This window comes from Halodesulfovibrio aestuarii DSM 17919 = ATCC 29578, assembly GCF_000384815.1.
Lineage (GTDB): Bacteria > Desulfobacterota > Desulfovibrionia > Desulfovibrionales > Desulfovibrionaceae > Halodesulfovibrio > Halodesulfovibrio aestuarii.
Window position 1 is genome coordinate 177,775 of record NZ_ARQF01000021.1, and the last position, 16,271, is coordinate 194,045.

Below are 16,271 nucleotides of genomic sequence, written 5' to 3' on the forward strand. Positions count from 1 at the left end.
CGTTGCATTAAGATATTCAGTAAGTTTTGTTGAGGATGCTGGATGTTAGCGCTGTTTACAATAATGAGACTTTGGTCGGAACACGCTTATAGGATACCAAGGGAGGAGTGGTATTTTCTAAAAAGGCGTGTGGGGCACATTCTTTTGTTGTAGCGTTGTTGCCATATTGTGGCTTGCAGCGCTCATAGTATAAGAAGGGAACTTCTTATCGCCGACCTGTACGGGAAACCGTATTCGAACATTCTTGTCCAGCGAATGGTTCCAACACTTGATGACTGATAATTTTCATCTTACGGACGGAGCACCATGTTTCTGAACGAGCATTTGAGCAAGAAGTTGTTTGGCGAGGCTGGAATTACTACCCCAGAGGGAACTCTTTTAACACCTGATTCTATAGTTGTTCCTGATCATATGAGTCCACCGTGGTACCTTAAAGCACAGGTTCTGACTGGCGGACGCGGGAAAGCCGGTGGTATTTTGCGGGCGGATAGTCCGGAAGAATTTTACCGAAAGGCTGAAAAAATTTTTACCATGGAAATCAAAGGCAATACGGTTCCCTTCATTCGGGTGGAGCAGGCAACCGATATTGCAAAAGAATGCTACCTTTCTTTTGTGCTCTCGCGTGAGCGCAAAGACCTTCTCTTCACAGTAAGCTCAGCAGGCGGGATTGAAGTTGAAACTTCTACGCAGGCAGCTAAGCCGCTTATTCAGCGGGTTCATCTTCTTTCCGGTTTGAAAGACCATCACTTGCGAGCCGCATTTTTTGAACTTGGTGTAGGCAAAGAGCATTATTCCGGATTCTGTGATCTCGTCAAAAAACTATACGGTGTTGTAGCTAAGTATGGCCTGCTTATGGCAGAAATAAATCCGCTCGTCATTACAGTACAGGGGGAGTGGGTGGCTCTTGATGGCAAGGTTGAACTTGATGACAATGTGGTAGATCTGTATCCAGATAGTCTGGGAGACTACTATACTCCGGAGCATCATTCCCGCGAAGAAAACATCGCCCGTGAAGCAGGACTGAGTTATGTCCAGCTCAAAGGCTGGGTAGGGATTCTCGTTAACGGTGCCGGACTTGCTATGGCAACGATGGATTTGTTGAACTTCAAGGGATTAACCGCAGCAAATTTTATGGACTTGGGGGGCGCAGCAGACAGGGAGCGTATTAAGCGTGCTCTTGATCTTTTATTCGGGAATGATGATGTGAAGGTGGTTTTTATTAACCTCTTCGGCGGCATTGTTTCCTGTAAAGAGGTCGGCACCGCGTTACTTGCAGTTCTCGGAGGAAAATCTGCACCGAAACCTATTGTTATACGTATGGCGGGATTTGAGTCAGAAGAAGGTCGCGCATTGATGCAGGAGTCCTCCGTAGAAAATGTCTATATTGCCAGTGAAATGAATGATGCACTTGAGAAATTGCATACGTTAAAACCTGCTGATGCACCCACTGTTGAATTTACTTTGGAAGAAGAATTGATGCCGCCGTTGATGCCCCCGTTTACTCGAACTGAAGTTGATAACATTCTGGGATTAAATGAAAATTCTCAAATTCTTGTTCAGGGTATTACAGGTAAAGTTGCGCAACGTCATGTTGCGCTGATGCAGGAGTACGGGACTAATATTGTAGCTGGCGTCACACCTTTCAAAGGTGGGCAGGAGGTGATGGGGGTACCCGTGTATAACTCGGTGCATGAAGCAAAAAAACATCATCGTATTGATGCTTCAATTATCTTTGTACCTGCTGCGTTTGCTGCCGATGCGGTTGCTGAGTCAGCAACTGAAGAGATTCCATGGGTTATCTGTATTACTGAAGGGATTGCGCAGGCCAGCATGTTGTCTGCATTGAAAGATGTGGCTGGCACCAGAACGCGGGTCATCGGCCCTAACACTCCGGGGGTTATTGTTCCGGGACAGTGCAAAATTGGTATTATGCCAGCGAACGTTTTTACTGCTGGCAATGTAGCTATTTTTTCTCGATCAGGTACTCTGACATATGAAGCTGCAGATAGACTTTCGCAGGCCGGAATTGGTCAATCCATTTGTGTAGGGATTGGCGGTGACTCTTTTATTGGAACAAGTTTTACTGATCTTTTCAAACTGGTACGTAATGACGATAATACGCATGCAGTACTTATTTTGGGTGAAGTCGGCGGAACAGCGGAAGAAGAGCTTGCCCGCTATGTGATGATGACTGGTTTTGAAAAGCCGGTTGTATCCTTTATTGCAGCCCGAACTGCCCCTCCCGGAAAACGTCTTGGTCATGCCGGAGCTATACTGGATGAAAAGTCCGGCGGTATTGAAGGAAAACTACAAGCCATGCGTGATGCAGGTTTTGTTATCAGTCCTGATCTTGGACAGCTTCCAAAGCTGGTTAAGGAGATTTTAGACGGTAGCGCAAAATAGATAGAGCATATTTGCCCGTTTTTGTGCGTATCTATGCGTTTTTTTAAAGTCATTATGAAGACAGAATTAGCTTGTAAAGGTGAATAAAAAAAGAGGGAACCATATGGTTCCCTCTTTTTTTATCGCTTATTTTTGCTGGGCTAAATATCGAACAGCATTTCAAGATCATCTCTGGTGAGTGACTTCCATGCTTCCTTACCGGGAATAATAGAATCAGCCACACCTTTTTTCATGTCCTGAAGTTTGAGGATTTTTTCTTCAACAGTATTCTGACAAATCATTTTGTATGAGAATACCTGAGATTTCTGACCAATACGGTGAGCACGGTCAGTTGCCTGATCTTCAACAGCAGGGTTCCACCAAGGATCGTAGTGAATAACGTAGTCGGCACTTGTCAGGTTAAGACCAGTACCGCCTGCTTTCAGAGAGATAAGGAAGATAGGAATATCCGGTGAATCGTTAAACCTGTCTACCTGATCAAAACGGTCTTTGGATGTACCATCAAGGTACGCGTACGGAATATCTGCAATCTGCAACCATGAACGGATAATGTGCAGCATGGATACAAACTGTGAAAAGACCAGTACCTTATGACCTTCTGCAACAATGTCAGTAATCATGTCCTTGAATGCATCAAACTTACCGGAAGGCAGGTTTGTGGTAAATCCAGGCATGTTGAGATTGAGAAGGCGTGGGTGACAACATATCTGACGAAGTTTAAGAAGCGCATCCAGAATCGACATCTGGCTTTTTGCAAGGCCTCTTTCGTCCACGTCAGACATAACCTGTTCTTTAAGCTTGGCAGCCAAGGCGCCATAAAGCTCTGCCTGTTCTTCAGCAAGTGCACAGTACTGAACGTTTTCAATTTTAGGCGGCAGGTCTTTTGCCACTTCTGCCTTTGTACGGCGTAAAATAAATGGTTTTACGCGGGTACGCAGTTGGTCGATTGTTTCTTCGTCCCCGTCTTTGATCGGCTTTACAATGCCACGCTGGAAGGCGTGTTGTGAGCCAAGGAAGCCCGGCATTAAGAACTCAAAGAGTGACCACAGCTCGAACAGGTTGTTTTCAATCGGGGTACCGGAGAGACAGAGTCTCTGCTTGGCGTTGATCTTACGAACAGAACGGGCTGTAATTGTGTTCGGGTTCTTAATGTTTTGTGCTTCATCAAGAATGATAGAGTTGAACTCATAATTCTGTAATTCTTCAAGATCTCTGCGAAGTAAGGCGTATGTTGTTACAACCAAATCTGAGTCGTTGATTTGTTTGAACATGTTCTCACGACGGGTACCGTAGATAATAAGGCGTTTAAGTTCAGGAACGAACTTTGATGCCTCACGGTCCCAGTTGGGAAGAACAGATGTTGGTACAACAATAAGGTTAGGGCCGGTATCACCACGTTCTACCATGTGTTGAATAAAGGAAAGAGTCTGAATGGTTTTACCAAGCCCCATTTCGTCAGCAAGGATGCCGCCGAAACCATATTCGCGCAGGAAGTTAAGGTAACTGAGCCCCTGTTGCTGGTATCCTCGAAGTGTAGCCTGCAGACCTGCCGGTGGAGCAACTGTAGAAATTTCCTTAAAGGTGTGAATTTTCTCACGCAGTGTGTCCCAGAAACCATCTGTTTCAACTTCCGGAAGATCATCAAGCAGGTTGTCCAATACTGGCGCTTCATATTGTTCAAACCGCTGCTGTGGTGGTTGTTCAGGATCAAGCCCCATCGCACGCAGTTTGTGTGCAACTTTTTCAAGCCATGATTCAGGGAGACTGGTGTAAGACCCGTCTTTCAACTGAACATAGCGTTTACCCTGTGACCAAGCCTTCCAAATAAGATCAATCGGAACTTTCTGACCGTCGTAATCAACTTCGATATCAAGAGAGAACCATTTTTCATCTTCATTGGATTCCACTGTGGCATTAATAACCGGAGTGGCAAGACGAACCTTGTACTTGGAGAGCGCTTTTTCACCGAAGACCCGGTACTGCTCAATAAGTTTAGGATACGCATCCAAAAGGAATGTAATGGCTTCTTCTGGTTCCAGAAACCAGATACGGTTGTTACGAGGCTGGAAGTTCATTTCAAGCAGTTTTTCTGCGAGCGATGCCTCTTCGTCTTGCATGCGACGAATAAGGTAGGTTGTGCCCTCGAAAGGATAGCTGCCTGTCATAAATTCAGGGTTAGGGCCTGGAAGCAGGAATTCACCATGAATTGTCTCATAAAAGTTCTGGATTTCCAAAGTAAGCAGTGAGCCTTCTTCGTCAAGAAAAAGCTTCGGATTGTATGTGCCAGGAACAAAAATAGGTTCCATATGCTCCAGAAACTTTTCCGGCTCGTGTAGATCAGATGTCGGGAACTGCGTCCAGACTCGATCAAGAAATTCAGGAATATCGTCACGGCTGACATAAGGAGGATGCTGCACAAGATCCTGAACAAGTACGGAGTCCAGTGTCGTATGAACAGGGTGGAAGCCCTTTTTCCAGCAGACCCACAACGGCATTTGCCCGTGAAACGATACGTCCTCTTCAGTGATCGATAAAGGTTGCTTACCGCTTCCCTCGATCATTACTGCAAAAGTGAGCCCTGCATCTTCAAGGTTCGGTTTGAGCTTAAGCTGCATGGTTGTTGTTTCAATACGGCATGGCTTATCTGTGTCCTGCCAGAACAAGTAATACTCGTTTTTAACAGTCCATAGAAACCATGTAAGCAGCCCGTCGGGAATCTCAACACGATGCCCGAAGTAGTCGTTGTATTTACCGACTTGTTCCAGCAATTCAGCAAGACCGGGAGTCTGTTCATGCCAGTCCGGATGGTCAAGAAGTTGCTGGATTGTTATTTCGTTATGTACGCTGGACAGGCCGGATTTGTTCTGCCTCGCACGGAAGAACGAAACCTGCAGTCTGCCCGGTTCAGGGTGAAAACGGTAAAGAAGGTAATGTCTACCGGCCTCAGGTTCGAGTTCGGTGCTAAAGTAGGATCTGAAGTTTTGTCTCCAGTCAGAACGCGGCTTTGCTGGTGCAGCTTCTGTTGTCTCCCCCTCTTCAAGTGAAGGGATAAACTTAAGAGCAGCAGCGCCGACGTGACGGCACGCACCGGAAAATGCCTCAGGACAGTTACAGATGAAGTTTGTGGAATTCTCATGGAAATCCAACGAGATTTTCGGAGAATAGATCTGAAAATCTTCACCTTGAACTGTACCGGAGATATCCCAGTACCCGTCCCCTTTTTTAACACTAATCTTTTGGACTCCACCGGAGTCTAAAAGATATTGGGAACCTTCGATAATATATTCTGGAATGGTATTTGATACCAATTCATGAAGCAATTTTTTTGCGGAAGCCTCATCCATCTACATATGCTCCTTGTGGAGTATGGAACATCCCTAAAGGGGTGCCCTGCTATGTTACCCTATAGCAAGAGGGGCATAAGGTTGTTCAAAATTCAATCAGTTTTCAATAGGGTAGAAGTTTGTTAGCGTGACTTTTACCGTCTGAAATGTTTCGTCCCGTATCTACTCAGGATACTCTATCTGATGATTTTGGCAATAGTGAGGATGCTATGTATTGCGGTTTGCAAAATAGAGTGCTTTTATGCGTACTGTTATGTTTTCTCTTTTTAACAGGTTGCAGTTCTCCTGCTGAAAAAAAGCACTCTGCATCCAACTCGACGACGTCTGCTGGCAAGCAATCCGCACGAGCCGTTGGCGACAATACAACAAATATTCAGAAACCGGAATACGGTGGGCGCATTATTTTAGGCTCAATAGGCGATATAACAAATATGATCCCTATGCTGAGTTCCGATGCTGGCTCTCATGAAGTTGCTTCTCACATTTATGTGTCCCCTCTAAAGTATGATAAAGACTTGAATATTGTTCCATATGCAGCGGAATCATTTGAAGTTTTAGATGAAGGGAAAAAAATACGTATCACGATGCGTAAAGATGTTATGTGGGAAGACGGTGTACCACTTACTGCGGAAGATGTAGAATTTACATACAAATTATATATCGATCCGAATACTCCTACAGCGTATGCACAAGATTATCTTTTAGTAAAAAAGTTTACTCTTATAGATAAATACACCTTTGAAGCAACATACGAAAAGCCACTTGCCCGTATTTTGTTAAGTTGGATGCTTGATATCCTGCCTAAACACCTGCTTGAAGGTAAGGATATTTCTAACTCTCCGCTCTCTGAAAAGCCCATTGGTGCAGGCCCGTTTAAGTTTAAACAGTGGGACAGGGGAGAAAAAGTTGTTCTTGAAGCAAGTGACACATATTTTCTCGGACGGCCATATCTGGACGAAATTGTGTACCGGGTTATTCCTGATATATCGACAATGTTTCTTGAGTTGAAATCCGGCAATATTGATATGATGACGCTAACGCCTCAACAGTACTTGTATCAGACGAATAGTGAGTTTTTTAAAGAGAATTTTGCAAAGTACAGATATCTCTCTTTCGGGTATTCTTTTATGGGATTCAATTTTAGAAACCAGCTGTTTAAAGATGCACGTGTTCGAAAAGCAATTTCTTATGCAATTGATAAGGAAGGGTTGGTAAAAGGCGTTCTGTTCGGTCAGGGTAAGCCTACGGTCGGACCGTACAAGCCGGGGACATGGGCCTATAATACAAAGATAGAAGATTATGGATATCATCCTGAAAAAGCATTAGAATTGTTGAAGGAAGCTGGTTGGACTAAGAATAAAAATGGTGTCCTTGAGAGGGATGGCATACCGTTTATGTTCACCATTCTTACCAACCAAGGGAATGAAGAACGAATAAAAACTGCTACGATCATTCAAAGTCAGTTGAAAGATATTGGTATTCAGGTCACTATTAGAACTGTTGAGTGGGCGGCATTTCTCAAAGAATTTTTGAATAAGGGACGCTTTGACGCACTTATTTTGGGGTGGAATATTCTTCAGGATCCGGATATTTCAATGGTTTGGCACTCTTCACAGGCTGAAGAGGGTGGTTTGAACTTTATTAAATATATTAATCCGGAACTGGATAAATGGCTTGAAGTTGGTCGTAACACACTTGATATGAACGTGCGGAAGAAAGCATATGACCGTGTGCAGGAAATTTTGCATACGGATCAGCCTTACTGCTTCTTGTTCGTTTCATATTCATTACCGATCATTAGCAAGCGATTTAAAGGAATTGAGCCTGCACCAGCAGGTATTACGCATAATTTAGACCGATGGTGGGTTCCTAAAAGCCAGAGGCGTTACGAGGTTGCAAACTAATCCATGATCAGGATTCAGGAAATTTTAGATAAAGTAACAGAGCTGCGCCCAGATGCGGATGTGGCTTTGATTCAGAAAGCGTACGTGTTTTCTGCTGCTGCGCATGCTGGCCAGACTCGTCTTTCCGGTGAGCCGTATTTGTCGCATCCGCTTTCAGTCGCTTACGAGCTTGCCTGTATGCGCATGGATGATGTTTCCATTGCTGCGGGGTTACTGCATGATACGGTAGAGGATACGTCTGCTACAATTGAAGGTATTGATGCACAGTTTGGTGAGGAAGTTGCAGATGTTGTCGATGGCGTAACTAAAATTAGCTTGATGACGTTTGAAAGCAAGGAAGCGGCTCAGGCGGAAAATATCCGCAAAATGATTCTTGCAATGGCGGAAGATATACGCGTTCTTATTGTTAAGCTCGCGGACAGAGTGCACAATATGCGCACTCTGGACTTCCAGAAGACTCATAAGCAAAAACTCATTTCGCAAGAAACTATGGATATATATGTCCCTCTTGCGAACCGTCTCGGCCTGCACCGTATTAAACTGGAACTGGAAGATTTAAGTTTCCGGTACCTGCGTCCGGAAGTATTTAACTCCATCACTGAATGGCTGGAAGAAAATAGAAGGTCCGGACAGGATTACATTCAGAGCGTTATCCAGCTGCTTTCGTCAATGATGGGGGATAACAATATCAAGGCCCAGATTAAGGGGCGCATTAAATACCGTTATTCCATCTATCGTAAGATGGAACAACAGAACCTTACCCTTGACCAAGTTCACGATATTATTGCCTTCCGTGTTATTGTTAAGGATGTGCGTGACTGCTATGCGGTGCTTGGGCTGGTTCATGCCATGTGGAAGCCTGTTCATGGTAGATTTAAAGATTACATCTCCATGCCTAAGGCAAACATGTATCAGAGTCTTCATACTACAGTTATGGGGCCGGAAGGCGAGCGCATTGAAATTCAGATTCGTACTGAAGAAATGGATCAGATGGCTGAATTCGGTGTTGCTTCTCACTGGCTGTATAAAGAAGGTGGCGGCGGACGGTTAAAAGCCCGCGATGTTCAGCAGTTTACATGGCTTCGTGAGTTGCTTGACTGGCAGAAAATGGAAACGGACTCAAAAGAGTTTATGCGCTCTCTGAAGTTCGATCTATTTAAAGACGAAGTTTATGTATTTACCCCCGGGGGGGATGTAAAAGAACTACCTGAGGAAGCAAGTCCGGTTGATTTTGCGTACATGATTCACACTCAGGTTGGTGATAAATGTTCCGGTGCAAAGGTTAACGGCAAACTTGTTCCGCTCTCTACTCCGTTGAAAAATGGTGATACCGTTGAAATTATTACAGACCAACACAGGCATCCCAGCCGCGATTGGTTGCGTTTTGTAAAGACAGCAAAAGCACGTACCCGTATTAATCACTTTATTCGTACCGAAGAGCGCACCCGTTCCATCAGCCTTGGTAAAGAGATGTTGGAAAAACTGGGACGCCGTATGGATATCAACGTTCAGAAGGCTCTTAAAGAGGGCGCCTTTGAAGCTGTTGCGGAAGAATTTAACCTGAAGGAAGTAGATGAACTACTTTCACATGTCGGGTATGCGCGCCTTACTCCCCGAAAAGTCCTTCAGCGCTTGCAGCCGAAAGAAATTTCGGAGCCGGAAGAAAAAGAAACTGTATCCCAGCCGGAAGTAAGAGGGGAACAGACTCATGCGAATAGTGTGGGTATTAAAGGGGTTGATGATGTACTGGTACGTTTTGCGCGCTGCTGTACTCCTGTTCCGGGCGAGGCGATTGTCGGCTTTATTAGTCGCGGACGCGGGGTAACAGTTCACACGTCAGACTGTCCTAATGTACAGAATCTTGAGGCAGAGCGTCTTATTTCTGTGTACTGGGATGGAACGGAAGACAAACCGTATCCTGCACGTATAAAAATGATTTCTAAGAACATCATGGGCATGATGGCGAAGGTTAGTGACCTGCTGATGCAGGAAAAAGTGAACCTTGATGCTGGCATGTTCCATTCAATGGTCGATGGAATGTCAGAAATGGAGTTTACTGTAGAGGTGCGTGACGTTGCACATCTGTACAGAACAATTGATAAACTCCGTGCATTGGACGGAATGGTAGAAGTATCTAGACTTTCTTCTTCAGATTAATTTGCTTTTGCCGATATGAATTGTAGCCGCGGGCTGTTTGCGACTACACTTGTTACTCTGCAATGCATGTAGTTTTGTATAAAATGCAAAAGCCGCGATACCTAAAAATGGTTTCGTGGCTTTTTTATTCTTGTTACTGGATTCATTGCTGTTGCAGACAGTGAAAAGCTCTATACGGATTTGTTCTTTTTTATGTAAGCCATACTTGCATGGCTGTAGTCGGCACTGCACTAAAGTGTGCTAATAGCTCATTTTGCCTTCCAATAGAGATTAGTTGCCTATTGTAAAATAATTAGAATTCTCTATGGTGTTCTAAGGCAGGCTTTTAGCGATATGCAGTATGTTGCTGGAAGAATGTGCATACTGTACAGGTTCGTTGAAAATATGAACAGGAGATTCTGTTGATTAGGGTTGTAGTAGTAGATGACTCCGCTTTTATGCGGAAAGCGCTGACAACAATGCTGGAAAAGGATCCAGATATCAAAGTTGTTGCAACAGCACGTAACGGTGCTGAGGGACTTACTGTTATCAGACAGCATAATCCTGATGTTGTAACGCTTGATATTGAGATGCCTCAAATGGACGGCCTTACGGCGCTTCGCCATATTATGATGGAGATGCCTCGCCCTGTTTTGATGATTAGCTCCCTTACTATGGAAGGTGCAGAGTCAACTCTCAAAGCTATGGAGCTTGGGGCAGTTGATTTTATTCCAAAGCAGATGTCCAGGGTTTCTCTTGAGATCGTTAAGATTGAAAAAGATCTTCAACAAAAAGTAAAATATATATCACGCCGGAAAATTCGTGCTCCGCGTACAAGTCGACCATCGCTTGCTGTTAAAGCTACACCGCGTGTCGCACCGCCAGTTATGCGAGGGAGACCAAAGCGTGATGTTGTTGCCATAGGAGTTTCTACCGGTGGTCCTCCGGCGGTACAGAAGGTGTTATCAAAACTTCCTGCTAACTTTCCTGCTGCAATTCTAATTGCACAACATATGCCGGCAGCGTTTACCGGCCCTTTTGCAAAACGTTTGGATAGTGTTTGCAAGATTAATGTGAAGGAAGCTTCAGGAGCTGAGCCCATTGTGCCCGGAACTGCATATATTGCACCGGGGGGAAAGCATATAGTATTGCAGCAGCGTGGCTCAAGAATGGAAGTTGTGGTGAAAGAAGAGCCTGCTGATGCATTGTACAAGCCATCTGCAAACGTGCTGATTGAGTCTGTTGCTAAAGCACAGGGGCGTCGGGCTGTGGGGGCAATTTTTACAGGGATGGGGAATGATGGCTTACTTGGTATTCGTGAATTGAAAAGCAGAGGTGGGTACATCTTAGCCCAGAATGATGCCTCTTGTGTTGTTTACGGAATGCCCAAAGCCATTGTGGACGCTAAGCTGACCGATGAGATTGTGGATATTGACGATATGGCGTCAGCTCTGATGGCAAGCATCTACAAATAATGTATGCGGAATTTCCGCCAACTAAGAAGGTAAATGTATGTCTGAATGTGACAAAATTTTAAATCAGTTACGCTCTGATGAATCCGAGGTCGTTCGCGATGCTGCCTTTATTGCAGGTGCAGAGAAGATAGAGTGTGCGGTTCCGGAATTGATTCGTCATATGCAGGAAGGTAACCTCGGTGTACAGGAAGCTGCCGAACGTGCTCTTCGCGTGATTCGTGGCGAAAAAACTGTTCAGGCGGTTATTCCGCTGCTTGTTTCAGAAGAAGCTCCGGTGCGAAACGCCGCAATGGATATCTTGCGAGAAATTGCAGAAGACGATCTGGAAAGTGTAATGGGCCAGTTGGATAGCTCTAATCCGGATCTTCGCATTTTTATCTCAGATATTTTGGGTTCATCCAATAGTCTATTTTCAGTTGCTCCGTTGTGTGATGCTTTGCTTAACGATCAGGAAGTAAATGTTCGTTATCAAGCCGCAGTGAGCTTGGGTGAACTTGGTTTTTCTGATGCCGCAGACAGCTTGATTCAGGCACTTGAAGATGAGGAGTGGGTTCAGTTTTCAGTAATTGAAGCACTTACTAAGATCGGTGCCGCTCAGACATCCGGAGCATTAGTCAGAGCGCTTGGAAAGTCTACTCCGCTTGTTGCTTCCATGATTGTTGAAGCTCTTGGGGAAATGGGGGACTTGAAGATTGTTCCGCTGCTTATTGATCAGATGAAGACAGCCCCGTCTCCATTACAGAACAAAATTTGCAAAGCAGTTGTGCAGCTTTTGGGTGACAAGACTCTTGAATTGCTTCCGGCTGATAAGCGAGACCAGTTTAATAAAGCGCTGCTGGTAGCTCTTGAGGATGAGGATGAGGAGATTCAGCTCGCAGCATTACGTGGTCTTTCAACAGCAAAAGGAGACGAAGCTACACGGAAGGTGATGAGTACCGTAGCCACTTTCAATATTGATCGTGATACCGACAAGCTTATTGCTGCCGTTGAGTGTCTTGCACATATCGGTTGTAACGACGCGATGCTGGATGTGTTTCTTGAAGATAATGAACTTTCCTTGCGTGTTGCAGCGGAAGCAGTTTCCCGTATGTCAGAAAATGAGATGAAGAAAGCTGTTCCGACTATTCTTTCCATCTTTAATGACAAAGGGCTTTTCGTTCAGCGTGATCTTATTACTGTGCTTGTTAAAGCTGCCGATGCTTCAGAAGAAAAGTTTTTTCAGAATTTGTTGAAAGAGCATACTGATGAAGTGATTCTTAAAAAGGCATTGTACTTCCTTGGAGAAAATTCAAGCTCGTTGAAGTGTGCTGAAATGATTTTCGAAAAGTTGTCTCATGAATCCTTTGAAGTGAAAGATGCAGCGTTAGAAGCTGCCATTGCCATGAATAATGAGATGCTCTGGATTCGCTTTGTTTCCAGTGTGGAAAGTGAGAATGCCACAGACCGTATGATGGCTGTATATGCTTTGGGTAAATCAAAGAATGATGTGTATGTTGAATTGCTTAAAGAGGCGCTTTCCGACCCTGTTGTAGATGTCCGGCTTGTAGCGCTCGAAGGTTTGCTTGCTTTAAGCTCTCAATCTACCGTTTTTGCAGAACAGGTGCAAAGTCTGCTTCATGATAGCAATAGAGACATTCGCCTTGCTGTTGTGGATATGATTGGTAAGACACAGTCCGAAGCCTATCTGCATTACCTTATTGAAGCTCTGGATGATGAAGATGATTGGGTTGCGATACGCGCAATAGAGCATCTTGGTGAGTTACAGAACGATGAGGTTGTAGAACCGTTATTAGGTGTTTTTGCGGCAAGAAGCGTTTTGGTTCAGCATAGGGTAATAAAAACGCTTGGTAACATGGGGACAGAACGTTGTTTTGGAGCCTTGTTAACTATGATGAGGCACGAAGATCCGGAGATTTGCGAGGCAGCTGAACAGGCAGCGGATCAGATTAGAAGCAGGTAGCTAGGGGGACCATGTGTCATCACTTTTTTCAAGAACGACAAGTTTTCAGCGCGAACTTCACGCCAGTGATGAAGAATTTCGTCAAATTAGAGATCATATCTATGAGTTGTGTGGAATCCATATTGCTGACAACCGAAAGTATCTGGTCGAAAATAGACTGGCAGCGCGTCTTAAGGCTTTGAATCTCAAAAGCTTTGGCGAATATTATTACTATTTGCGGTATGATAAAAATCGTCGGGACGAGTTGAATCGTCTTTATGAAGTTATCACTACGAATGAGACCAGTTTTTATAGAAATCCGCCACAGCTTAAAGTTTTCCAAGAGGTTGTACTCAAAGACATGTTGGATGCTCTAAGGGCAAAGCGTAGCCGAAGGCTCCGTATTTGGTCTGCAGGTTGCTCTTCCGGTGAAGAACCGTACACTTTGGGCATAATTTTGCATGAGGTTCTTAAAACAGAAATTGCTTCCTGGGATATTAAAATTACAGCAAGTGATATTTCTACTGCAGTTCTTGATACCGCAAGGAGTGGAATTTATTCCGATTATGCGCTACGAACTACTCCTCCTGAAATAATTCGTAAATATTTCAAGAAGGAAGGGCGGGAATATCATCTTACAGAAAATGTAAAGAAACTCGTTCGATTCGATCAGTTGAACCTTAATGATAGGTTACAGATTAAACGTATTGAACGGTCTCAAATTATTTTCTGTAGAAACGTAATTATCTATTTTGATGATGAAATGAAGACTCGGGTTATAAGTTCATTCTATGACAACCTCCAACCTGGTGGAGCGTTATTGATTGGACACTCTGAGTCGTTGCATAATATATCCAGAGCCTTTAGACCTGAACATCATAAGGGTGCAATCGTCTACCGCAAAGATAGTTAATCTGAAGTATGGAGACACCCTTTGGAGGAGTATAGTTTGAACGCCAAAGTTCTGGCTATCGCCAACCAAAAAGGCGGCGTAGGTAAAACTACCACCACTGTCACCCTCGGTGCAGCGTTGGCACGTATGAATAAAAGAGTGTTAATTATGGATCTTGACCCTCATGCGTGTGCTTCTGTCCATTTGCGTTTTTTTCCGGATACGGTGCAACGTACGACGTATGACTTGTTTACAGCACCGCGAAAGGTTTGGCCGTTGTTGTGGAAGCAGTTAATCAGCAGGAAGGATGGACAGTATTTTGACACTGCTCCGGCTTCTATCAGGCTTTCTGAACTAGAGGTTGACTTAAAGGAAAAGCACGGAAAGGGGAGTCTGCTCAAGGCTGCACTGGAAGAAATTCGTGATCAGTACGATTATATTCTTCTGGACTGTCCGCCCCAGCTTGGAATGCTTCAGGTAAACGCGATCGTTGCTTGTGATTTGTTGATTATTCCTATTCAAACAGATTTTTTAGCATTACATGGACTGAAATTGCTTTTTGATACACTGCGTACCCTTAATAAGGTGTTGCCAGCGCCTGTTACGTATAGAGCCTTGGCTACAATGTACGACAAGCGGGCGGGGGCCTGTCGCAGAGTTCTGGATTTGCTTGGTAGAAAGATGGGGGATTTAATGTTTTCCACTGTAATTGGGGTGGATACTCGTTTTAGGGACGCAAGTGCTCTTGGAAAGAGCGTGTATGAAATTGACGCATCTTGTCGTGGAGCACGTGGATATGAGCTTTTGGCAAAAGAGGTGGAAAGCTTATGGTAAAAACTCCTGAAGAATATTTTGAAGATCATTTATTTGATGTTGTGCAGGCTGAACCTGCAAATAGCTTTACTGCAGCAGAGGCGGCATTTATGTCCAAGTATCTTGGAGTAAATGAGACGGAGGCCTTAGAGCGGCTCGGGTTGAATAAGTCCGTTGAGCCTGAGTGTGTACTTAGTGCAGTTGGTTCAGACTATGAATCTACTGCAGACGTGAACTCGTTTTCTACCGTAACACTGACAGCTCCTGCCGGACAACCCGTTCAAAAGTTGAATGCGCCTTCAACCCTTAATGTTGATAATGCAGACTCCTTGCCTGCTGAAAAAAAAGCTCCGGTTTCTGAGATTGCAGTTGCCGAACCTGTTCGGAATGATGTTGCAGATGATGCCAGTGCATCCTTCACAGACGATAGTTTTGGTGCTGACACACAGGCTCCTGTTACTGAAGAGGAAAATTGGCTTGGTACGGGCATTGAGAGAGAGCCTGATTTGCTTGAGCAACTTCGTAATGAGACTGAATTACAAATGGTCAGTTTTTTCCTTGGAAAACAAGAATTTACTGTGCCAATCAGTGCTGTTCAAGAAGTTATCAGATGTTTGCCGGCAACCAAACTTCCAGTTGCACCCCCCTTTGTTACCGGAGTTATTAATTTACGGGGGATAGTAACGCCGATTATTCAGTTGCGGGAATTACTTGGCATTGCTGGTTCAGAAGAAGAAGGGCAGTCTGATAGATTTATCGTGGTTTGTAAGCGGCACGGACTTCAGTTCGGGCTTGTTATTGATACCGTACATACTATGTATAGAGTTCCGCAAGAATCCATCGACTGGGCTGTTGAATCTCATCTTGGAATAGCGGTTCAGTATATATTTGGTTTAATGAAATCTGATGATATGCTTATTGGTATTATTTCGGTGGATAATATTGTTGAAGCCATCCTTGAAGGATAGAGAGCGCTAAAAATGAGTAAACAAATTCTGATTGTAGACGATTCAAAGACCGTTCGAAATCTTGTAGCCTTTATTATGAAAAATGAAGGTTTCAAGGTCACTTCTGCAGAAGATGGTCTTGATGGTCTGGAAAAGCTTTATTCCTGTGGAAGTGTTGATTTGATCATTACAGATATTAACATGCCGCATATGGACGGTTTTACGTTTATTGAAAATGTACGCAAGCAGGATGCATATCGCGATTTGCCTATAGTTGTTCTATCTACCGAAGGGCAAGAACAGGACATTAAGCTTGGAATGAGCCTTGGAGCAAACCTGTACATGGTAAAACCGGCACAGCCAGAAAAAATGGTTCGAAATGTTCGCATGCTGCTGGGCTAGCGAACAATCGTGATAT

General features: G+C 44.3%; 10 protein-coding genes. 9 read left to right on the plus strand and 1 reads right to left on the minus strand.

Annotated elements, in window-relative coordinates:
• Positions 1 to 306: 306 nt before the first annotated feature.
• On the plus strand, positions 307 to 2,403 hold the full coding sequence (gene sucD / locus F461_RS0111500; protein ID WP_020001310.1) for a succinate--CoA ligase subunit alpha: 2,097 nt from the start codon (positions 307 to 309) through the stop codon (positions 2,401 to 2,403).
• Positions 2,404 to 2,543: 140 nt separating this feature from the next.
• Here sucD and F461_RS0111505 read toward each other — a convergent pair whose 3' ends face one another.
• Positions 2,544 to 5,747 carry a DEAD/DEAH box helicase gene (locus F461_RS0111505; protein WP_020001311.1) on the minus strand — a complete coding sequence of 1,068 codons (3,204 nt, stop codon included), beginning with the start codon at positions 5,745 to 5,747 and terminating at the stop codon, positions 2,544 to 2,546.
• 209 nt (positions 5,748 to 5,956) lie between these two features.
• On the opposite strand from F461_RS0111505, the gene F461_RS0111510 reads away from it, so the two are divergent.
• From F461_RS0111510 to F461_RS0111545, 8 genes are all read left to right on the plus strand, one after another.
• Positions 5,957 to 7,651, plus strand: a complete 1,695-nt coding sequence (locus F461_RS0111510) for a peptide-binding protein (protein ID WP_020001312.1) — start codon at positions 5,957 to 5,959, stop codon at positions 7,649 to 7,651.
• A 3-nt stretch (positions 7,652 to 7,654) separates the two neighbouring features.
• Positions 7,655 to 9,808 carry a RelA/SpoT family protein gene (locus F461_RS0111515; RefSeq protein ID WP_020001313.1) on the plus strand — a complete coding sequence of 718 codons (2,154 nt, stop codon included), beginning with the start codon at positions 7,655 to 7,657 and terminating at the stop codon, positions 9,806 to 9,808.
• 401 nt (positions 9,809 to 10,209) lie between these two features.
• Positions 10,210 to 11,262: a protein-glutamate methylesterase/protein-glutamine glutaminase gene (locus tag F461_RS0111520; RefSeq protein ID WP_020001315.1), complete on the plus strand. Its 1,053-nt coding sequence runs from the start codon at positions 10,210 to 10,212 to the stop codon at positions 11,260 to 11,262.
• 37 nt (positions 11,263 to 11,299) lie between these two features.
• Complete coding sequence (locus tag F461_RS0111525) at positions 11,300 to 13,222, plus strand: HEAT repeat domain-containing protein (RefSeq protein ID WP_020001316.1); 1,923 nt, start codon at positions 11,300 to 11,302, stop codon at positions 13,220 to 13,222.
• A 13-nt stretch (positions 13,223 to 13,235) separates the two neighbouring features.
• On the plus strand, positions 13,236 to 14,114 hold the full coding sequence (locus F461_RS0111530) for a CheR family methyltransferase (protein WP_020001317.1): 879 nt from the start codon (positions 13,236 to 13,238) through the stop codon (positions 14,112 to 14,114).
• A 36-nt stretch (positions 14,115 to 14,150) separates the two neighbouring features.
• A complete protein-coding gene (locus tag F461_RS0111535; protein WP_020001318.1) occupies positions 14,151 to 14,927 on the plus strand; it encodes a ParA family protein in 777 nt (258 codons plus the stop codon).
• Complete coding sequence (locus tag F461_RS19515) at positions 14,921 to 15,874, plus strand: chemotaxis protein CheW (protein WP_020001319.1); 954 nt, start codon at positions 14,921 to 14,923, stop codon at positions 15,872 to 15,874. The genes F461_RS0111535 and F461_RS19515 overlap by 7 nt, the downstream gene beginning before the upstream one ends.
• Before the next feature lie 12 nt (positions 15,875 to 15,886).
• Complete coding sequence (locus F461_RS0111545) at positions 15,887 to 16,255, plus strand: response regulator (protein WP_020001320.1); 369 nt, start codon at positions 15,887 to 15,889, stop codon at positions 16,253 to 16,255.
• The last annotated feature ends 16 nt before the right edge of the window (positions 16,256 to 16,271 follow it).